Source organism: Streptomyces sp. Je 1-369 (assembly GCF_026810505.1).
Taxonomy (GTDB): domain Bacteria; phylum Actinomycetota; class Actinomycetes; order Streptomycetales; family Streptomycetaceae; genus Streptomyces.
On sequence record NZ_CP101750.1, the window covers coordinates 8,236,604 to 8,257,049 of the forward strand.

At 71.4% G+C, this 20,446-nt stretch carries 18 protein-coding genes; 10 read left to right on the forward strand and 8 right to left on the reverse strand.

Annotated features, from left to right (window positions below; genetic code table 11):
* The first annotated feature begins 308 nt into the window (after positions 1 to 308).
* The 6 genes from NOO62_RS36370 to NOO62_RS36395 all read left to right on the forward strand — a co-directional run bounded on the left by NOO62_RS36370 (position 309) and on the right by NOO62_RS36395 (position 9,397).
* Positions 309 to 1,520, forward strand: a complete 1,212-nt coding sequence (locus NOO62_RS36370; RefSeq protein WP_268775055.1) for an FxsB family cyclophane-forming radical SAM/SPASM peptide maturase — start codon at positions 309 to 311, stop codon at positions 1,518 to 1,520.
* Positions 1,517 to 2,296, forward strand: coding sequence for a hypothetical protein (locus NOO62_RS36375; protein ID WP_268775056.1), 780 nt, complete (start codon positions 1,517 to 1,519; stop codon positions 2,294 to 2,296). The genes NOO62_RS36370 and NOO62_RS36375 overlap by 4 nt, the downstream gene beginning before the upstream one ends.
* Before the next feature lie 24 nt (positions 2,297 to 2,320).
* The gene (gene fxsT, locus NOO62_RS36380) at positions 2,321 to 6,244 is read left to right on the forward strand and encodes an FxSxx-COOH system tetratricopeptide repeat protein (RefSeq protein ID WP_268775057.1); all 3,924 of its coding nucleotides are present in this window, start codon (positions 2,321 to 2,323) and stop codon (positions 6,242 to 6,244) included.
* Between the two features lie 14 nt (positions 6,245 to 6,258).
* Entirely contained in the window at positions 6,259 to 7,122 is an 864-nt protein-coding gene (locus NOO62_RS36385; RefSeq protein WP_268775058.1) for a hypothetical protein, read from the forward strand.
* Positions 7,119 to 8,168, forward strand: a complete 1,050-nt coding sequence (locus NOO62_RS36390) for a hypothetical protein (RefSeq protein ID WP_268775059.1) — start codon at positions 7,119 to 7,121, stop codon at positions 8,166 to 8,168. The genes NOO62_RS36385 and NOO62_RS36390 overlap by 4 nt, the downstream gene beginning before the upstream one ends.
* An 80-nt stretch (positions 8,169 to 8,248) precedes the next feature.
* Complete coding sequence (locus NOO62_RS36395; RefSeq protein ID WP_268775060.1) at positions 8,249 to 9,397, forward strand: hypothetical protein; 1,149 nt, start codon at positions 8,249 to 8,251, stop codon at positions 9,395 to 9,397.
* Here NOO62_RS36395 and NOO62_RS36400 read toward each other — a convergent pair.
* The 3 genes from NOO62_RS36400 to NOO62_RS36415 form a co-directional block, all read right to left on the reverse strand.
* Positions 9,340 to 9,585 (reverse strand): helix-turn-helix domain-containing protein, encoded by a 246-nt coding sequence (locus NOO62_RS36400; protein WP_268775061.1) that lies wholly within the window; start codon positions 9,583 to 9,585, stop codon positions 9,340 to 9,342. The genes NOO62_RS36395 and NOO62_RS36400 overlap by 58 nt on opposite strands.
* A gap of 31 nt (positions 9,586 to 9,616) precedes the next feature.
* Complete coding sequence (locus tag NOO62_RS36405) at positions 9,617 to 10,207, reverse strand: DUF2975 domain-containing protein (RefSeq protein ID WP_268775062.1); 591 nt, start codon at positions 10,205 to 10,207, stop codon at positions 9,617 to 9,619.
* A 222-nt stretch (positions 10,208 to 10,429) separates the two neighbouring features.
* Entirely contained in the window at positions 10,430 to 12,007 is a 1,578-nt protein-coding gene (locus tag NOO62_RS36415; RefSeq protein ID WP_268775063.1) for an amidase family protein, read from the reverse strand.
* A 308-nt stretch (positions 12,008 to 12,315) separates the two neighbouring features.
* On the opposite strand from NOO62_RS36415, the gene NOO62_RS36420 reads away from it, so the two are divergent.
* Positions 12,316 to 13,923: an AMP-binding protein gene (locus tag NOO62_RS36420; protein WP_268775064.1), complete on the forward strand. Its 1,608-nt coding sequence runs from the start codon at positions 12,316 to 12,318 to the stop codon at positions 13,921 to 13,923.
* An 87-nt stretch (positions 13,924 to 14,010) separates the two neighbouring features.
* Here NOO62_RS36420 and eno read toward each other — a convergent pair whose 3' ends face one another.
* Positions 14,011 to 15,366, reverse strand: coding sequence for a phosphopyruvate hydratase (gene eno / locus NOO62_RS36425; protein WP_414930948.1), 1,356 nt, complete (start codon positions 15,364 to 15,366; stop codon positions 14,011 to 14,013).
* 204 nt (positions 15,367 to 15,570) lie between these two features.
* Here eno and NOO62_RS36430 point away from each other — a divergent pair, with 204 nt between their 5' ends.
* Together NOO62_RS36430 and NOO62_RS36435 are read left to right on the forward strand one after the other, a co-directional pair.
* Entirely contained in the window at positions 15,571 to 16,020 is a 450-nt protein-coding gene (locus NOO62_RS36430) for a MarR family winged helix-turn-helix transcriptional regulator (RefSeq protein WP_268775065.1), read from the forward strand.
* A gap of 4 nt (positions 16,021 to 16,024) precedes the next feature.
* Positions 16,025 to 16,321: a hypothetical protein gene (locus NOO62_RS36435; protein ID WP_268775066.1), complete on the forward strand. Its 297-nt coding sequence runs from the start codon at positions 16,025 to 16,027 to the stop codon at positions 16,319 to 16,321.
* Between the two features lie 67 nt (positions 16,322 to 16,388).
* Here the strand turns inward: NOO62_RS36435 and NOO62_RS36440 are convergent, their stop codons facing one another.
* Both NOO62_RS36440 and NOO62_RS36445 read right to left on the reverse strand, forming a co-directional pair.
* A complete protein-coding gene (locus tag NOO62_RS36440) occupies positions 16,389 to 17,498 on the reverse strand; it encodes a CU044_5270 family protein (RefSeq protein WP_268775067.1) in 1,110 nt (369 codons plus the stop codon).
* A complete protein-coding gene (locus NOO62_RS36445; protein WP_268775943.1) occupies positions 17,495 to 18,127 on the reverse strand; it encodes an RNA polymerase sigma factor in 633 nt (210 codons plus the stop codon). The genes NOO62_RS36440 and NOO62_RS36445 overlap by 4 nt, the downstream gene beginning before the upstream one ends.
* Before the next feature lie 185 nt (positions 18,128 to 18,312).
* Between NOO62_RS36445 and NOO62_RS36450 the strand changes: the two genes are divergently transcribed.
* Positions 18,313 to 18,687 (forward strand): VOC family protein, encoded by a 375-nt coding sequence (locus NOO62_RS36450; RefSeq protein WP_268775068.1) that lies wholly within the window; start codon positions 18,313 to 18,315, stop codon positions 18,685 to 18,687.
* A 47-nt stretch (positions 18,688 to 18,734) separates the two neighbouring features.
* Here NOO62_RS36450 and NOO62_RS36455 read toward each other — a convergent pair whose 3' ends face one another.
* Complete coding sequence (locus NOO62_RS36455; RefSeq protein ID WP_268775069.1) at positions 18,735 to 19,727, reverse strand: aminoglycoside phosphotransferase family protein; 993 nt, start codon at positions 19,725 to 19,727, stop codon at positions 18,735 to 18,737.
* A 146-nt stretch (positions 19,728 to 19,873) separates the two neighbouring features.
* Positions 19,874 to 20,416 (reverse strand): DapH/DapD/GlmU-related protein, encoded by a 543-nt coding sequence (locus tag NOO62_RS36460; RefSeq protein WP_268775070.1) that lies wholly within the window; start codon positions 20,414 to 20,416, stop codon positions 19,874 to 19,876.
* Between the last annotated feature and the right edge of the window lie 30 nt (positions 20,417 to 20,446).

The window sequence follows — 20,446 nt, forward strand, 5'->3', positions numbered from 1 at the left end:
GGTCCGAGGATGCACGAGCCCCGGACTGTAGCAGCAGCCGCACGATTCCCCGCAGAGGCACTTTCGTTCGACCGTGGCATGTTGGGCGGCCTCCGCGCGTCGCGGAGCCGAGCAGTCGGGGGGAGCCTGCGTTATGGCACATGACGCGGCACAGCACACGGCACACGGCGTCGCGTTATCCGCGGACCACGCACCGCACGGCCCGCCCGACGCCCTCACCCTGAGCCGGCTCCCCCGCAGCGCCCTCGTCGAGGCCCTGCTGCGCAACGCCGGCCGAACCGCGGGACCCGAGCGGCCGAGGTGGGAAAGTGCGGTGTGAGACCGCACCCCGCGCCACACCGCCCCCCGACGGACCGGCGGCGACGTTCACCCAGTTCGTGGTGAAGCTCTACAGCCGCTGCAACTTCGGCTGCCCCGACTGCTACGTGTACGAGCACCGCGACCGCGGCTGGACCGAGCAGCCCCTGGTCATGGGCCCCGCCGTGATGAGACGGCTCTCCGGCAGAATCACCGAACACCTGAGCAGGCACGCCCCGGAACGGGCCCAGGTGGTCCTGCACGGAGGCGAACCCCTGCTGGCCGGACCCGTGATCCTGGAGCGCTTCGCCCGCCGCCTGCGCGCCGACTGCAAGGACCTCGCCACCCGGGTCGAACTGCTCGTCCAGACGAACGCCTCCCGTATCGACCGGACCTTCCTGGAGATCTTCCGCCGCTACGACGTCACGGTCGGCGTCAGCGTCGACGGCACCGCCCGCTCACACGACCGGAGACGGCCCGACCGGGCAGGCCGCGGCACGTACACCGAAGTGGCCCGCGCCCTGTCCCTGCTCCGCACCCCGCGCTACCGGCAGCTGTACGGCGGACTGCTCTGCGTCGTGGACATCGAGGCCGACCCAGTGGAGACGTACGAGGCACTCCTCGAACACGAGCCGCCCACCATCGACCTGCTGCTCCCGCACGCCACCTGGCAGTTCCCGCCACCCCGGCCCCCGGACGCGGCCGAGGCGGCCTACGGGCGATGGCTGGCCGCCGTGTTCGACCGCTGGTTCGACGCCCCGCGGCGAGAGACCTCGCTGCGGCTCTTCGACTCGCTGCTCGACCTGCACCTGGGCGGCACGAGCACCAGCGAGATGTGGGGCCCCTACGGCTCGGACGTCGTGGTGATCCAGCCGTCCGGGCTCATCGAGTACAACGACATCCTCAAGACCGTGAGCGCGCGGGCCGCCCGCTCCGTACTCCACATCGGGGCCCACGACTTCGACCGCGCGGCCGCCGACCCCGGCTTCGCCGCCGAGCGCGCCGGCCTCACCGGGCTCTGCGCACAGTGCCGGTCCTGCCCGGTCGTCGACATCTGCGGAGGCGGGCTCCGCGCCCACCGCCACCGCCCCGAGAACGGCTTCGACAACCCGTCGTGCTTCTGCGCCGACCTCCGGTTCCTCATCGACCACGTACGGGAGCGGCTCACGCACGGCGTCAGCACGTTGCGCACGCACCTTGACCGAGAGGGGTGGAGCGCATGACCGCGCACCGCAGTCCAGACGCTCCCTACTACTACATCAGCCACGCCCTGCCGGTCCCCTCGGACCCCTGGCTGCGGGAGTTCCACACCGACGTCCAGACCGAGATGCACCGCCGCCTCGGCCCAGGACCCGGCCACTCGGGCCTCCTCTCGGAACCCTGCCGCGGCCACGCGACGGCGGAAGGCCAGGACTGGACGCCCGCCATGCGCTGCCGCACGCTGCTCGTCCTGCTCACCGAGCGCTACTACAAGGAGCCGCGCACCGTCCGCGACCTGGAGGTGTTCCGCCGACGGCTGCTGTGGGGGCAGCACCAGACCGGCGAGCGGTCGCCCGCCCTCGTCCTCGTGCCGTGGAGCACCCAAGGGCTGCCGCCGCGCAAGGAACCCGACACCCTGGCCGTGCCGGTCGGCGACTACACACGATCCGGCCTGGGAGGACTCGTAGGGGCACCACAGGCCCGCGGCGGGTATCTGAAGGTGCTGCGGGCCGTGGTCGAACGAATCGTCACCGGGGCCCGTCACTCGCCTCCCGTCATGACGCCCGAAGACCTGTACTTCACTGTTTCCCCAGGCGTTTCGGGAATGCCGAGAATTCCGCTCTCGGGCAGGAAATTCCTAGATAGGCAGTTCGCTCCGGTGCGGGTACCGTGGCAGCCAACGCACGCCGCACCACCGTCCCGCCCTGCCGAGGCATGGTGGGAGGCAGCCCCTCACCGTTCCTGGTTCTCCGCTCCGGAGAGCGACGAGCGGCCCATCCTCCGGGGGCCTCACAGCTGACGCACCCACGCTGGAGCGACATCGATGAGCAGTGCCGAGCCGTCCGGTTCCGTACGTGGTGGAAACCAGGCGACCGTCGTCACCTTCTACTCGTACAAAGGCGGAGTCGGTCGGACGATGGCGCTGGCCAACGTCGCCTGGCTGCTGGCCGACGCGGGCCGTCGCGTCCTCGTCATCGACTGGGACCTGGAGTCACCCGGGCTCCACCGCTATCTGCGCCCCTTCCTGCGGAACCCCGAACTGACCGAATCCACCGGCGTGGTGGAGATGGTCCAGGACTACGGCCGCGCCGTCGAGGCGCTGGCGGCCGAGGACCTCCCCGACGCCGAGAAGGAGACCAGACTGGCGGAGCTCCTGGAGCGGCACACACAGGTGGGCATGCACACCGACTCGCTCTCCTACCGCTTCTCGCGCCCCACCGGCCGGATCGACTTCCTCGGACCGGGCTGCCAGGACGGGCTCTACGGCAGGCGCGTCGCGACCTTCGACTGGGCCCGGTTCTACCAGGAGCAGAGCGGACGGCTCTTCGCCGAGGCGCTCAGGGAGAGCCTGCGCGCCGACGACTACGACTACGTGCTCATCGACAGCCGCACCGGCCACTCGGACAACGCCAGCCTGTGCACGCTGCTCCTGCCCGACGTGGTCGTCGTCGGCTTCAACTTCAGCAACCAGTCCATCGAGGGGTCCGCCGCCGTAGCCCGGCAGGTCAGGGAGCAGTCCGGGGGACGGATCAGGGTCCTGCCGGTCCCGATGCGCGTGGACCGCTCCCATCCGGAGCAGGCCGAGCGCCGCCGGTCCCGGGCCAGGGACCAGTTCATGGGCGCGGCCAGCCCGATCCTGCTCACCAGCGAGGAGCAGTTCTGGCGCGAGGTCGAGGTGGGCCACCTGCCCAGCGTCGCGTACGAGGAAGTCCTCATCCCCTTCGCCCTGCAGAACTACGAACCCTCGCTCCAGAAGCAGGCCTACGAACGCCTCGGCCGGGAGATCAGCGGCGACGCCGACCTGCGCTTCGCCCCCGTCGCGGCCCGCGTCCGCGACGACTACGCCGAGGCGTTCGCCGAGGTGCCCGCTGCCTCCCGCGTCGTACGGCTCGTGTTCGAGCCGCAGGAGCGCAGGTGGGCGGATTGGATCCGTGCCGAACTCTTCGCGAACGGAATCATGTGCGAGTTCGACCGCGGATCCGGCGAGCGGGCCGCCCGCGGCGACACGACGGTCACCTACCTGGTCCTGATGTCGTCCGTCATGGTCGGCTCCCCCCGCCTCACCGGTCTGACGGCACACCTGAATCCGGACGGGCTCATCGGCCGCCGGAGGGTCGACGTGGCCTGGCTCGAGGACGTCGAGGTGCATCCGCCGTTCCGCGACCGGCCGGGCCCCAGGCTCCACACGCTGGAGGAGGGACCGGCACGCAACGCCCTCCTGTCGCACTTCATCCCCGGCGACCGCCGCGGCGTCCCGTGGGCGGACCGGTCGGGGAGCGGCCCGCGCTTCCCCGGCAGGCACCCCCAGATCTCCCACGTCCCACCGCTGCGCCAGGGCGAGTTCCTGGGCCGCGAGGACTGCCTGCAAGAGGTGCGGAACGCGCTGCCGCCCGGCCAGGCCGCGAGGAAACCCGTCGTGCTGCACGGCCCGCCCGGAGTGGGCAAGCGGACCTACGCACTGGAGTACCTCAGCCGGTTCCGCGCCGACTACGACATCGTGTGGTGGATGACGGCCGACAGCTCCGAGAACGTCGTACGCGAACTGGTGCTCCTCAGCGCCCAGTTGGGCGCGTCGCGGCGCTCGTCGCCCCGGGCCGTGGACGCCCTGCGCGAACTCCTCGAAGGCCGGCACGGCGGGCCCGAGCGGCTGCTCCTCGTCTACGAGGACGCCCGCCACCCCGACGAGATCGAGAGCCTGCTCTTCAACAGCAACCAGGTGCACGTGCTCATCACGTCGGAGAACCCGGACTGGGACACACTGGCCCACCCCATCTGCATCGAGCCGCCGTCCCCCGAGGAGGCCGTACGGTACCTGCGGCGCAAGGCACCCCAGCTGACCCCCGAACTCGCCGAGCGGCTGGTGGGTCTCGGGGAGACGCTGCCGCAGCTCCTCGATCAGATGGCCGCCTACCTGCGGAGCACCGCACGTCCGCCGGAGGCCGCGGTGGCCGAGTTCGTGCAGAACGTCGGCAACCGGCAGGCCGTCGGCCTGGAGTTCTCCTCCGCGGTCTGGCAGAGCGTCGTCGAGGACCTGGGCAAGGAGCGCCCGGCCGCCCTCGACCTGCTGCGGATGCTGACGGCGCTGTCACCGGAGGGCGCGAGCTGGGACCTCCTCGAGTCATCGGCCGCCCTGGAGTTCCTCGGGCTGCCCGAGGGCGCGGAGGGCCGCCATCAGCTCGGCTTCGCGGCCCGCGGGCTGCTCACCAGGTCCCAGGCGCGCCGCGGCCAGGACGGCAAGCGGCTCACGGCGTCCCGGATGATCCTCGCGGCGCAGCTCAGGGAGCTGGAACCGGCGGAGGCCGCGGAGATCGCCGCAGGCGTCCGTCGCGTCCTCGCCGCCTACGCGCCCCCGGACGACCGGGTCGACGACCAGGACATGTACCCGCGCTACGCGGAGCTCGACCTCCACGTGGAGTCCTCGGGCGCCGTCCTGGACGACAACCCCGAGGTCCGCCGCTGGCTGGTCAACCAGGTGCGCTACCGGCGCCGCACCCAGTGCCTGGAGAGCGCGTTCACTCTGGCCCAGCGGCTCGAGCAGGCCTGGACCGCCGGGTCGACCGGCGACGACGAGCGCCTCCTCCTTCTCCTGCGCCTGCGCGTGGAACTGGCCAACATCCACACCGACGCCGGACGGTACCCGGAGGCCAACCGGATCAACGGCGCCGCGCTGGAGGAACTGCGCAGGCTCCAGGACCTGGACGGCGAGTTCACGTTGCGCAGCGCGCTCGGGCGGGGCGGTGAGCTGCGGGCCCTCGGCCGTCCCCAGGACGCACTCGCCGAGGACCAGTCCACCCGGGACATCCTGTGCTCCAAGTACGGGCCGGAGAACCACTTCACCCTCATGGCGGGCAGCAACCTCGGACTCTCCCTGGACATGGTCGGCCTGCCGAACGACTCGCTGGAGCAGCACCAGGAGGTGCACGGGCAGCGGATGCGGGTCCTCGGCGAGCAGCACGAGCTGACCCTGCGCAGCTCCGTGCACGTGGCCAGCCGGCTGCGTGAGATCGGCCGGTACGAGGACTCGCTGACCCGGCTCCAGGAGATCTACCGGCTCACCCAGACGAACGAGGAGCTCGGCTGGGCGCACATGACGACGCTCCTCGCGGCCTGCTCGCTGGCCTCGACCCTGCGGCACATCGCCACGCTCGCCCCGGGGCTGTCCTCGCAGACCCGCAAGGCGAAGGCGGACTCCGCCCGCATGCTCAACGCTCGGGCGAGGGACGCCTTCGTGGTGTACGGCGGCCCGCGGCACCCCGAGGCGCTGGTCTCGGGCGTGGGACTCGCGGCCGACCTGCGGGTCCTGGGCCGGATCGACGGACCCCACGGGGCGCGGGCGCTGGCCGAGGAGAACCTCGCGGCTTTCCGCGAGTGGGGCGAGGGCCATCTCTTCACCCGGATCTGCGAGGTGAACCTCGCCCTGGTGCTGCGCGACGCGGAGGATGAGACCGCCGCCGAACTCAGCGAGCGGGGCCTGCGAGGCCTCAAGGAGATCCTCTACGTGGATCCGCACCATCCGCTGATCCTGACCGCGGCCCTGTGCCACGCCAACATGCTCGTCTTCGCGGGCGATTCGAGGGCGGCGCGGGAACTCGACGAGGTGACGCACCGGGGTCTGCGCGAGAAGTTCGGCCCCGACCACCCCCTCACCCTGACCGTCGCCGCGCACCTGGGGCTGCGGGCGGACGCGGGGGGCCACGCGAGTCCGGACAACCGGATCAGCATCGAACTGGACGTACCGAAGATCTGAGAAGTACCGCAGCTGTGAGCGACAGCACGGAACGGAACGAGGAGGACCCGATGGCGTATCCGTGGACGGGGTCGATCGGCGTCCCGCACGCGGTGGCGGTGCTCTCCACGGCCCGCGGCTGCGGCGCGACGCTGCTGACGGCCGCGGCCGGCCTGATCGTCGACGACGCGGTGGGCCGCGTCGGGCAGACGGTGGTCCTGATGGACGCCGACACCGACGGCGGCGGCCTCACCGAACTGACCCGGTACTGGAACGCCACCTCCGAGGCCGGGACCGACGGCCTCATCGGTTTCGCCGCGGACCCCATCGAGCTGGCCAACCGCTCCGTGCACGGCTACCTGCGCCACGCGCACACCGGAGACGCCCGCCGCCAGGACATGGCCGTCTTCCCCCTCGGCCCCGGCGACAAGCCGGGCGAACACCTGCCGACCAACGGGACGCTCCAGGACACCGTCGGCGCCGCGGTCGAGCGGCTGATGGACCTTCAGGGCTGCCTGATCGTCGACTGCGGCGTCGTCCGCACCCCGGTCACGCTCGAAGTGTGCCGCCAGGTCCAGCACATCGTCCTGATCGGCGGGGCGGGGCCGGCGAGCGACGCGGAGACCGCCGAACTCATGACGTGGCTGACGGAGCGCGGCCTGCGCGAGAAGGTCCTCGGCCGGGTGTGCAACGACCCGAGCGGCACGCGGCCCGGGGCGTCCGCGGCCACGGAGGCCACTCCCGCACTGATGCGACTGCCGTACGACCGGGGCGGCGCGGCCACGATCGCCCTGGGGCGGCTGCCGGGCCCCGGCAGTCCGCTGGTCCGTGCGCTGTGCGAGCAGATGCTGGCGCGGTGGCCGGACGTTCTCAACGACGGGGCCATGGGGGCGAGATGAGCGATGACAGGACTGTGACCGGTACCGGGGCGCCGCCGGAGGTGCGCCGCGCGTCGCATGTGACCGACGACAGCGACGTGTTCATCGACCTCTGCGCGAACGCGCTGAGCGAGACCGGACTCCACCATGTGGCCCAGTACCGCTGGGGTGTCTTCGGCTACTCGGCGGACATCCTGGACCGGCTGCCCGAGGCGCAGGGCGGCGGGTTCGGCGGACCCGGCGGCAAGGAACAGGACACCAGGCGTGAACGGTTCGTACGCCTGGGACGCCAACTCCACTACGTCCTCGGCCGGATGGACCACGTGCTGCGTTCGGTCGACAGCGGCAAACTCATCCGCAGCGTGCTCCAGGTCGGTGACGGCGCCGTCTTCCACTACTACTTCCGCGCGGACGACTGCCTCACCGGCGTCTCGCTGGGCGCCGACACGGTGGACGCGGGCGACCGGGCCATGGCCGAACTGGTGGGGGCGTTCCGCCGCGAGATCGGGCTGCCCTCGATGAATCCGGGCAGCTTCGATTCGGAATCGTCGCTGCCGGTCGTCGAGCGGACGCCTCTCGCAGTGGCGAAGGAGCCCCACCGGGTCGTGGACGGAGACTGGGGGACGACGGAACCCGAACTGCTCGACCACTGCGTCGCGTCGGTCTCCCCCGACGCCCTGCACTACGCCGGATACGACGCACCGGGCACCGGCCGGCTCAGCGCCGACGTCTTCAACGACCCGCAGCTGTCCCGCTTCTTCGGCGGCAGCCTCACCCGCGACGAACGGCGCACGCGCTACACGGAACTCGGCGAGCGCCTGCACTACGTCGTGGCACGCCTCAACCAGTCCCTGCGCGCCGTGATGCCGGGCCGCCTCTCGCGGGTCGTCCTCGACGTCGAGGAGGGAGCCCTCTTCTACGTCGACCGTCCCGAGGACCACTTCCTGCTGGGCGTCACCCTCGACCAGAGCCAAGTGGCGCGCGCCGACCGCCGGATGAACGATCTGGTGCACCTGGTGTCGGCGACGGGCGCGGAACGGGGTGCGGAACCGGACGGAAACCGCTGAACTCCCGGGCATCCGGTCCCGGCACGCCCCACAGCTGGGATGCTCTTCGCCGTAGGCAGCCGGCCGGACGGGAGTGGGTCATGGCAAGGACGCTGAGAGCGGCGTACCACCTGTGGATCATGCTCGCCGTGCTCGGTCTCGGCTGGGCGCTCTCCGCCGTCACGGGGACCGGCCTCCTGACCGACTCCGCGGCCTACCCGGTGATCGTGTCGCTGCTGCTCGCCGTCGGACTGTACGGCTCGACCTCCGGCATCGACGTCGCCGAGGCCCGCGGCGACCTGCGCACGCTGCTCCTTGCCGTCACCGTCGGCGTGCTCGCCAAGGCCGCGCTGATCGTGCCGGTGCTGTGGCTCGCGGTCGGCGAACCGGCGTACCTCATCCTGGCGGTCGCGGTCGCCCAGATCGACCCGCTCTCGGTGGCGGCCCTGCGCTCGCGCAGCCGCATGTCGGAGCGCGGCAAGACGGTGCTCTCGGTCTGGTCGTCCTTCGACGACCCGGTCACCGTGCTGCTCACGGCCTATCTGGCGCCGGTGGCGCTGAGCGCGCTGGACGGCGGGGCGGACTCCTCCGCGCTGCCCGTCACGCCGGACGCGTACGCCTTGACGATGCTGGGGAACGTGGCCCTGGTCGTGGTCTCCGCGCTGGCCTGGTACGTGTTGCGACCGCGGAGGGGCGTGGCGGGCGGGTGGCACGGTCTGCTGCGTACCGCCGCCTGCCTGCTGGTGCTGGCCTGCGCCCTCGCCGCGGCCACCGCGTACGGCCTGATGCTCGGCGTGGCCCTCGTCGGCCTGTTCTACCGGCCGCCCGTACTGGCGCCGGTGCTCGGCCGGGCGCTGGCCACGGCGTACTACCTGGCGCTGGTCGCTCTCGGACTGCTGCTGGTCGACGGGGTCGAGCCGGGGCCCGGGATCGCCTTGGGGGCGGCCGCTTTCGTCGCCCAGATGATCGTCGGGTGGCTGATCGCCCGGAACCTGGACCGCTACGACCGGGTGTCCCTGGCGCTCGGCCAGCAGAACGGTGTGACGGCGGTCGTTCTCGCGCTGTCCCTGCAGCCCGCGTTCCCGCGCACGGTGGCGATCGTCGCGCCTGCCGTCGTCACGGTCAACGTCCTGCACTTCGTGACGAACGAGCTGTGGAACCGACGTCCGCCGCCCGTCTCCGATGAGCCGACTCAGCCCTGCTCTCCCGCGCCGTCTCCGGGGTCGTGTGTGATCAAGTCGCCCGGCTGACAGCGGAGGACGTCGCAGATGCGCGACAGGGTCGAGAAACGTACGGCCTTGGCCCGCCCGTTCTTGAGCACGGACAGGTTGACGACGGTGATCCCGACCTTCTCCGACAGTTCGGTGAGGGTCATGCCGCGCTCGGCCAGAAGCCGGTCGAGGTGGATCCGGATCGAGTGCAGTTCCTCTTCGGGCATCAGCTGGTCTCTTCGGGCTCGGGATCGGGCCTCAGACGGTCCCTTCGAGATCCTCCCGCATACGAACGCCCTCGCGCATGATCTTTCCCATGATCACCGCGGCGAGACCGGCGAGGATGAGCGCCTGCGGCCCGACGACCGTCGGTTCCGAACCCGCGACCGGCGCCATGCTCCCGGCGAGCCAGGACTGCGACCAGCCGACGACGAGCCCGGCGACGGGCGTGCCGACCGTGACGAACCATCCGAGGGCGGAGAGCCGCCGCGCCGCGGCGTCGGTGAACGGCCCTGTCCCGAGGACGGTCCTGAGCAGCCGGGAGAAGAGCAACAGCGCCAAGGCGCCGAACAGCAGCCACGGCAGTTCGCTCCCGAGGTCGGCGGCGCGCTGCGCGACGGACGGGCCGTCCTGACAGAGGCGGGCGGCACTGCTTGAGGCCTGCACGCCCTTGCTGATGGGCAGCGGGTCCTCCGACGCCAACGAGGCGTTGCGCCAGAAGTCCGTCTCCACGCAGACGGCTCCGTCGTCGAGCATGTGTGTGACCGCCGTACCGGCGAAGGCGAGCCCGCAGAGCGCCGCCAGCGCGAAGGTGACGGAGGCCAGCGTCCTCGTGAGTCGCGTGTCCATGGCAAGCCTTCCTATCGTTTATCGATATGCCGCAGGCTAGCGGAGCATATCGATAAACGACAACTCGACCTCGGCGAGGGCGCGGTGAAGAACCACGTCTCCCGCATCCTCGCGCGCCTCGGCCTGCGGGACCGCACCCAGGCCGTGCTGCACGCCCGCGGCCTGGGTGTCCTCTGAGTGGCCGTCAGCGAGTGCGGCAACTGGCGTAAAAGCGCGCGGTGTTCACTTGTCCGTACCGTCCCCCGCCGTCGGCAGATAGCGCGGTGCTCGCCACGCCTTGAGCTGGTCTTCCACCGACGCTCCCAGCGACAGCAGCTTCGCGTCCTGGTGGTTGCCGGACATCAGGAGCAGGCCGACGGGGAGTTCGCCCACGGATCCGGCGGGCACCGAGAGGGACGGGTATCCGGCGACGGCCGCGGGGGTGGAGGAGGGGATGACGTCGTTGTCGCCGCGTGCGCAGTCCGTCGTCCAGGCGGGCGGGTTCGTGGGTGCGGCGATGGCGTCAAGGTGGTGGGTGGACAGGGTCTCGTCCAGGGAGCGCTGGGAGAGGTCCTTCAACTCGGCCCGCATCGCACGGTACTTGGGGTCCGTCGTGGGCGGCGCGGCGAGCGCCTGCTCGAACAGTTCCTGGCCCGCGAAGCAGCTCTGCTCCTGGGGGTGGGTGCGGTTGAACTCGATCAGCTCCGCGAGGTTCCGCGGGCCCTCGCGCGTCGCGAGGTACGCGTCGATGTCCCGGTGGAACTCGCTGAGCAGCGCCGGGAATTCGAGCTCCGCGAGACGCGCCTGGTACGGGGGCGTCACCTCGACGACCACGGCTCCTGCCTTGCGCAGCTTCTTGGCCGTACGTGTCATCAGCGCGTCGACGTCGGCCCCGAGCGAGGGCAGGCGCCACAGGCCGATCCGCTTGCCGCGGAGGCTGCCGGGGGCGGCGTCGCCGTACGCGCCCTTGTCCTCACTCAGTGCGGACAGCGTGAGCGCGGTGTCGGTCACGTTGCGTGCCATGGGCCCCGCGGTGTCCTGCTCGGCGGAGATCGGGACGACGCCCGACTGGCTGACCACGCCGAGGCTGGGCTTGTGGCCGACGACGCCGTTCATGCCGGCCGGGCACACGATGGAGCCGTCCGTCTCGGTGCCGATCGCCACCTGCGCCAGCGACGCGGCGAGCGCGGCCGCGGAGCCGGACGACGATCCGCACGGATTGCGGTCGAGGACGTAGGGGTTGTTGGTCTGGCCGCCCACCGCCGACCAACCCGACGTCGGCTTCGCCGCACGGAAGTTGGCCCACTCCGACAGGTTCGTCTTGCCGAGGATCACCGCGCCCGCCTCGCGCAGCCGGGTCACGAGCGCGGCGTCGGTGCCGGGCGGGCTTCCGGCGAGCGCGAGCGACCCGGCGGTGGTCGGCATGTCCCGGGTGTTCACGTTGTCCTTGAGCAGGACGGGGATACCGTCCAGCGGCCCGAGGGTCTTGCCGTGCCGGTGCCGCGCGTCACTCGCGGCCGCCTCGCGCAGCGCCGTCGGACTGGTGCGCAGCACGGCGTGGATCTTCGGATCGACCTTCTCGATCCGCCGCAGGTACGCCCGGGTCAGTGCCGACGAGGTCAGCGAACCCTTTGCCATGCGTGCCTGTAATTCCGGGATGGTCACGGTGTCGAGGTCGACTCCGGGCACCCGGCCCGAGCCGGTCGACCGCGCATCCGCACCATCAGTGGTGCCCGCACTCGCGCTCGTACCCGATACGCCTGTCAGAAGGGACCCCGCGACAAGGGCGGCGGTCATTGCGGCCATGCTTCTCTTCCCCATGGGGATCAGCGCACTACATGCGCACCACTCGACGCAAGGGGTGCGAGGTGTCCGCGACATGAACCACCACTTCCATGGCCCATACATGGGCAAGGGGTGGCGGATCGCGCTCGCACACGGCCTGGATGGCCTTCAGGGCAAGGGCCGGAGGGGCAGCGTTCCCTGCCCTGCGGGCCATCCCGTACTGTCCTGGTGGCGCGCAGCGAACCGCCAATATCCCTAAAGCGGGGCATAATACTCCGCCTGTTTCCGGCCGAACCCGCCCCCTGCGCCGCCCGGGCCCTCGCGTCGCATGTTTGCATATGTCCATGATCGTCAACGCACAGCAAACAACCGAGTCGCGTACATACGTGGACCGCATCCTGGAGCACTGGCACACGGACGACAGCGCCGAAGCGCTCGTCCAGGGTGAGCAGCGGCTGACCAGGAGAGAGGCTCGGCAGCGGCTGTTCGGTCTGGGGCAGGCGCTGCGTCGGCAGGGGCTGGAGCCCGGCGACGGGGTGGGACTGTTCCTGGCCAATCGCGTGGACTCCGTACTGGTGCAGCTCGCCGTGCATCTCATCGGCTGCCGCGTCGTCTTCCTGCCGCCCGAGCCGGGGCCCGGCGAGCTCGCCGCGCTGGTCGAGCAGTCCCGGGCGCGCGCCGTCGTCACCGACCCGCTCTTCGCGGAGCGGGCCGCCGACGCGGCGGGCCGCAGCGTTCACGCCCCCGCGCTGCTCAGCCTCGGGCCCTGCGCGGAGCAGTGCACGGACCTCCTGGCCCTGGCGGCCGAGTGCCCGGCGGTACGCCCCGAAGGCATCCCCGCCCCGGCGCCGGACGAGGCCGTCACCGTCCTCTACACCGGCGGTACCCTCGGCCGCCCCAAGCTCGCCGCGCACAGCCACCGGCTGTACGACGCGCTGGTGGGCCTGGTCGACGACACCCAGCAGGACGCCGGCCCCACCCTCTTCCTGCCCATGGCCCCGGCCGCCGACCGCGTGCTCGTCTCCACGCTGCTCACCCACGGCAGCGGGCACCTCATATCGCTCCAGGCGCTGGTGACGGGGGCACCCCTCGTCGTACTCCCCGAGTTTGAGGCGGGTGCGGCGCTCACGGTGCTGCGCGAGGAGCGCATCACGGCCACGATGTTCGTACCGCCCATGCTGTACGCGCTCCTCGACCACCCGGAGTGCGTACCGGGAGCCCTCCCCGACCTCCGGCGCGTCGTCGTCGGCGGCGCGGCGACGTCGCCCAGCCGGCTGCAGCAGGCCGTCGAGGTCTTCGGGCCCGTGCTCAGCCAGGGTTACGGGCAGTCGGAGGCCCTCGGCATCGCCGCGTTCGGCGCGGAGGACCTCGCGTCGGAGGGGGCCCGGCGCCCCGAGCTCTGGCGCAGCTGCGGTCGCGCCATCACCGACACCGAGATCGAGATCCGCGGTGAGGACAGCGCCGCGGCGCTGGCCGTCCGGCAGGTCGGCGAGGTGTGCGTGCGGGGCGAGACGGTGATGCTCGGCTACTACGAGGACCCGGAGCGCACCGCGGAGGCACTGCGCGACGGCTGGCTGCGCACCGGGGACATGGGCTACCTCGACGCGGAGGGCTACCTCTACCTCGTCGACCGGGCCAAGGACATCATCGTCACCGGCAGCACCAGCGACAACGTCTACTCGCGGGTCCTCGAGGACTTCCTGCTCACGCTGCCCGGCGTGCGCAACGCGGCTGCGCTGGGCGTACCGGACGACGAGTACGGCGAGGCCGTACAGATCTTCCTCGCCACGGCGGAAGGCGCCGACGTCGACCCCGACGCGGTCGGCGCGGCGGTGACCGCCGAGCTGGGAGACCTGTACACGCCCCGGAAGACGGTCCTGCTCGACCGGCTCCCGACGACGAAGGTCGGCAAGGTCGACAAGAAGGCGCTGCGCGCCGCGCTGGCGAGCTGACCGCACGCTCCACAACCCGTGCGGGTCACGGCTCCTGACCGGCGGCCCGCACGACTGTCGTCCACCGTCCCCTCTCGGCGCTGCCCCTCACACCCGACGCAGCACAGAACCGCCCGCGTACCGCGCCGAGTCGCCCAACTCCTCCTCGATCCGGATGAGTTGGTTGTACTTGGCGGTGCGGTCGGAGCGGGAGAGCGAGCCGGTCTTGATCTGGCCGCAGCCGGTCGCCACCGCCAGGTCCGCGATGGTCGTGTCCTCCGTCTCGCCCGAGCGGTGGGACATGACGGCCGTCCAGCCCGCCCGCTGGGCCGTGGCGACCGCGGCCAGGGCCTCGGTCAGGGTGCCGATCTGATTGACCTTGACCAGGATCGAGTTGCCGACGCCGGTGCGGATACCCTCGCGCAGCAGCGTCTCGTCGGTGCAGAACACGTCGTCGCCGGTGAGCTGGCAGCGGTCGCCGACGCGGGCGGTCAGTTCCCGCCAGCCGTCCAGGTCGTCCTCCGCCATCGGGTCCTCGATGGAGACGATCGGGTAGGCGTCGATGAGTCCGGCCAGGTAGTCGACGTTCTCGGACGGCGTACGGCGAACACCCTCACCCGCGTAGTCGTACACCCCGTCGTGGAAGAACTCCGACGACGCGGGGTCCATGAGCAGGGCGATGTCCGTACCGGGGCGGTAGCCCGTGCGCTCGATGGCGGCCATCACGAAGTCGAGCGCTTCCTCGGCGGTGCGCAGCGCGGGCGCGAAGCCGCCCTCGTCGCCGACGCCGGTGGAGTGCCCGGCGGCCAGCAGGTCACGGCGCAGGGTGTGGAAGACCTCGCTGCCCATGCGGACCGCTTCGGCGAAGGTGTCCGCGCCCACGGGAGCGATCATGAACTCCTGGAAGTCCAGCGGATTGTCGGCGTGCGCACCGCCGTTGACGATGTTCATCATCGGCAGCGGCAGGAGGTGGGCGTCGGCGCCGCCGAGGTAGCGGTAGAGGGGCTGGCGGTGGGCCGCCGCGGCGGCCTTCGCGGTGGCGAGGGAGACGCCGAGTACCGCGTTGGCGCCGAGCCGGGACTTGGTCGGGGTGCCGTCGAGGGCGACGAGCGCGGCGTCGAGCCCCGCCTGGTCCGCCGCGTCCCGGCCGCGCACGGAGGCCGCGATCTCTCCGTTGACGTGGGCCACCGCCCGGTCGACGCCCTTGCCGTGCCAGCGCGCCGAGTCGCCGTCGCGCAGTTCCACGGCCTCACGGGCGCCGGTGGAGGCGCCGGAAGGGACGGCCGCGCGCCCCATGGACCCGTCGGCCAGAACGACATCGACCTCGACCGTGGGGTTGCCCCGGCTGTCGATGATCCGGCGGCCGGTGACGGTCTCGATGGGAGCGACGGGAGCGCTAGAGGCGTCGATGGTTCCGGCTGCCTTGCCGGACGTGGCTGTGCTGGATATGGCCGTGCTGGACATGGGAGTTCCTCCCCGTTGTCGTGTGCCGGGTCCCGGCTGCGACAACGCTGGCGCTGAGCCCGACGAGAAGGAACAGTACAGCAATGCTGCTCAGTCTGGCTGCTCAGCCTGGCTGTACAGCTTTGCTTGGCAGTACCCCCGCGCAGCACTGGGCCCGCGTAGGTCGGATACGCGACGTCGCAGGCCGGCGCGGTAAAGTGCCCTATGCCCACCTCGCCCGCCACGCCGACCGCGCGCCCCTCGGAAGCCGCCGCCATCGCCGCCGAACTGCGTACCGCGATGGGCAAGCTCACCCGGCGCGTCAAGCACGAGGACAGCATCCCGCTGGGCCAGGTCGCCGTCCTCGGTGCGCTCGACCGCGACGGCGCCATGACCACCAGCGACCTCGCCGCCGACCAGCGCGTACGCCCCCAGTCGATGGCACGCGCCGTGGGTCTGCTCATGGAACAGAACCTGATCACGCGCAGGGCGCACCCCACGGACGGCCGCAAGTCACTGGTCGAGCTGTCGGACGAGGGCCGGGCGGCACTCGAAGCGGAGCGCGGCCGCAGGGTCGGCTGGCTCGCGCAGGCCATCGAGGACGAACTCACGGACGAGGAGCGGGCGTTGCTGGAGCGCAGCGCGGCGCTGCTGGAGCGGCTCGCCTCGCGCTGAGCAGATGTGCGGCGCCGGATCCCGGCGCTACACCGTCGACAGGGTCGAAACCGACGCGGACTTCGACACGTACCTCGAGGGCCTGCTCCGCGAACACCTGTCGGGACGACGCGTCGCCTTCCACATCACGGACAAGCGCAGCGGCCGTGCGGCGGGCGGCAGAAGCTTCTGCAACATGGTGGAAACCGCACGCCGCCTGGAGATCGGCAGGGCCTGGCTCGGCCGTGAGTTCCGGGGCCCGTCGGCCGCGCCACCTTCTACGCGCACTACCGCGACAAGGAGGACACCGGCCTGCCGGTGAAGTACAAGCCCGTGTCTTGACCCCGGCCGGGCGGCGACCACCTGGGCCGGGGTCATGACAGTGGCGCTCAGCTCTCCTGTGACGTGGCGGGCGCCTGACCCGCCTTGTCGACCACCGCGACGTCGATCACGGCCTCGGCCGACATGAGCGTTCCGGCCTTGCCGTACGTGGTGTCCCGGAAGAGATAGCTCCGCGACCCGAGGAACGTCAGGTCCTGCGGATCGAAGACCCATTCTGTGCGGGCGCCGAACGTCTTGTCGTCGCGGGCGATGGCGACGCCGGTCCGTCCGGTGAGGTCCTTGGCCGATGGCACCTTCGTGACGCCGGGAATCCTGGCCGCGGCCCGGTAGAGGGCAGCGGCGGTGTCGGGCGGTGTCGCTCCGCCGAGGAGGCTGCCGATGCTGTCGAAGACGGCTTGGTCGCGCTCCGCCTCGTCGGACTTCGGCACCTTGGCGTACAGGTGGTCGAGCAGCTTCTCGGGGTCGGTGGGCAGGGTGGACAGCCAGTGGTACGTGGGCCTGCCGAGGCCTTCCGGCGTGCCGTGGGTGTCGCCCAGTTGGGCGTTGATGGGCAGGGTCTCGCCCTCGCTGCGGGTGAGTCCGAGCTTGCGCAACGGGCCCGGCTCCTGGGACACCCAGGACTCCGTGTCCCTGACCGGGCCGACGACCGCCTTGCCGCTGGTGAGGTCGGCCTCGCGGACCTTGGACCGGGTGTACACGAACTGGTCGTCCTCGACGTGCAGCGCGTCGCCCCGGCCCGCGGCGTCGGAGATCCGGTCGAGGAGCGCCGCCGCGGGCTGCATGTTCCGTGCGTCGTGCCGACCGGTCGCCGCGCCGGCCGGTGCGTCGTCTCCGGTCGTGAGGGCGACACCCGTGACGAGGATGCCGCCGAGGGCGAGGGCCGTGACGGGTACGAGGAGGGCGGGGCGCAGCAGGCGGCGGGCGGGGCGGGAGCCGGGGGCGGCCTGGTCGGTTCGGTCGCTCCGGCCGGTGTGGTCGGTCCGGTCGGTCCGGTCGGCCTTGTCTCGGTCGATGGTGCGCATCAGTCGTTCCTTGTGGTGGAGGTGCTGCTCGTGCGGGAGGCCCCGGTGGGCCGGGGGCGGCAGCAGTCGGGCGATCGCCTCGATGTCGGCGTCCGAACGCCGGGCCCCGGTCGAGGGGGTGTCCCTGTGGTTCATGCCGTTTCCTCCCGCACGGGCAGGGCCGCGAGCGCGGCTTCACCCGTCATCTCTCCGCGAGCGATGCGCGGTTCCCTGATACTGACCGTTCTTTCGTCCGCGGCCGCCTCGTCGGCGAACCGGGCGAGCTTCGCCCGCGCCCGGGACAGCCGTGAGCGCACCGTGCCGACGGGGACGCCGAGCGCCTCGGCCGTCTGCTGATAGTCGAGACCCGACCACACGCACAGCGTCAGGACTTCCCGTTCGTGCCGCTTCAGCCTGCCCAACGCGGCCTGTACGGCGCGCAGTCGGCGCGCGTCGTCGATGCGTCCGGCGATCTCGGGGGCGAAGTCGGCGACCACGGTCTGCTGTCGCTGGCGGGCCAGGAACGCCAGGCGGCGGCGCAGGCCGCGCCGGGTGTTCTCCGCCCTGTGCGTGGCGATGCCCAGCAGCCAGGGGCGCAGGGAGCCCTCGTCCGCGTGGAGCCGTTCTCGCCCCCGCCACGCGGCCAGGAATGTCTCCGACATGATGTCCTCCGCGGACGACCAGTCGCCGGTGAGCCACAGCGCATGCTGGTAGACCTGCCGGGCGTACTGGTCGTACAGCTCGGCGAACGCGTCACGTTCGCCGGCTCTCACGCGTTCGCGCAGATCGTTTTCTGAGTCCCTCACAGTCATTCCCTCTCCGCCGCACCGGCGGAGTTCCTGTGACCTGCGCCATACCGCCTTCGCCCGGCCGTTCTCGAGTACGGCGACGTCGGTGGGGGTGAGGCCGGTGCCGATGGTGCGGGTGCGAGGGGCGGGGGCAGTGTGAAGGGGCATGACAGTGTGGGGGCATGACTGCGATGCTCGCCGCCTACGTCCTCGGTACGCCCGATCCGCCCGCGCTGGCCGATTTCTACCGCGCCCTGCTCGGCTGGGAGGAGGTCGAGCGAAGCCCGGAGTGGGTCCGTCTGCGACCGCTGGAATCGGAGCGGCCCGGCCTCAGCTTCCAGCTGGAACCCGACCACACGCCCCCTACGTGGCCGCAACGCCCCGGTACGCAGCAGATGCAGGCACACCTCGACGTACAGGTCGACGACCTGGAGGCGGAGACCGAGCGTGCCTGCGCGCTGGGGGCGACGCCGGAGGAGCACCAGCCGCTGAAGGACGTACGGATCCTCCGTGACCCGCACGGACATCTGGTCTGTCTCTTCCTCCCGGGCGCCTGAACGCGGCCCGGCCCAGGTTGACCTTGACCCTACGTCAGGGGAGTTGCTCAGCCGATCAGCGCCTCGGTGATCTGGCGGTAGGTCTGCGCGGCGACCCTGGGGCTGACGGCGGCGTACGTGGTGTAGGCGTTCAGGCCGGTGGCCAGCGCCCAGCCGCGGCCGCGGGCCCACGTGGCGTCGTCGACGCCGAGCGCGGTGCGGAAGGCGGCCCGGCTTCTCGCGGACATCAGGGTGTAGGCGATGGTCAGGTCGCAGGCCGGGTCGCCGATGCCGAGGCCGCCGAAGTCGATGACCGCGCTCAGGCGGCCGTCGACGGTCAGCAGGTTGCCGGTGTGGAAGTCGCCGTGGAACCAGACCGGCGGGCGGCCCCATGCGGGTGCGTCGAGCGCCGCGTCCCACAGCTCGGTCATGGCCGCTGCGTCGAACACGCCGTCGAGCTCCGCGATGGCGGCCCGTGTCGCGCGGTCCCGTTCGGCCAGCGGTTCACCGGCCAAGTGCTCGGCCCCCAGGCCCCTGTCCGCCAGGGCCCGGTCGCCCAGCTCCCCGCCGACCAGGCCCCCGTGGGCCAAGTCCCTGTCGGCGCCCGCGATGCCTGCGGCCCCCGCCACCGGAACGTCCTCCGGTACGAACGCCTGCAAGGCGGTGAGGAACTGTGCCAGTTGGACGGCGGCCCCGGGCGAGTCGCCCAGGGACTCCGTGGTCGCCACCTCGCCGTCCAGCCAACGGGAGACGGCCCACGGCCACGGATAGCCGAAGTCCGGCTCGCCCACCGCGACCGGGACCGGGATCGCCAACGGCAGGTGCGGTGCGAGCCGGGGGAGCCAGGCGGACTCCTTCGCGGCCTGCCCGATGGCCCCGTCATGGCGGGGCAGCCGGACCGCAAGGTCGTCCCCCAGACGGTAGATCACGTGGTCCGAGCCCGCCGGTTCGAGCAGTTCGAGAGGCAGTGCGGACCACCGCGGGAACTGCGTGTCGACCAGACGTCTGGCCAGTGTGGCGTCGATCGCAGGGCGGAGGCCCGCGGTTCGTCCGGTCGTCAAAAACAACTCCTGTGCCGGGCCCGCTCGTCACGGCGGGCAGTCGGAGCCATCCCAGCCCCTCACAGGCACGCCTGTCGATCCGTTTTCCCTGCTACCGACTGCGCCTTCAGAGACGTGTCGCGGTCCGGACGAGACCGGCGACGGCCTCACCACTGGCGGTGCACCGTCGCCTTGCTTCCGGTCACCAGGGTGGCCGGGGGCACGTCGTCGGCGACGACCGCGCCCGCGGCGACGACCGCGTCACGGCCGATGCTGACGCCTGGAAGGATCGTCGCACCGGCGCCGATCCACACGTTCTCCGCCACGTCGATGGGCCCGCCGGTCAGCCGGCTCCGACGCTCCTCGGGGTCGACCGGGTGGCCGACGGTGATGAACGTGACCTTGGGTGCGATCATCACGCGCTCGGCGATCCGGATACCGGCGTAATCCAGGAACGTGCAGTTCTGGTTGATGAACACGCGCTCGGCGAGGTCCAGGTTGAGGCCGTGGTCCGTGTAGAAGGGCGGGTAGATCGTGACTTTCGGGGGCAGCGGCTTGCCCAGGATCTGTTCGAACAGGGCTGCCTTGCCCTCCTCGTCCTCGAAGGGCAGGACGTTCAGGCGGGACGTGAGTTCGGTGGCCCGGAGGACCCGTTCGGACATGGCCTTGAACTCGGGGCTGTGGATGCGCATGAGCCGGTCGCCGGGCATGGCAGGGTCCCTTCTTCTCGTGTTCCGAGG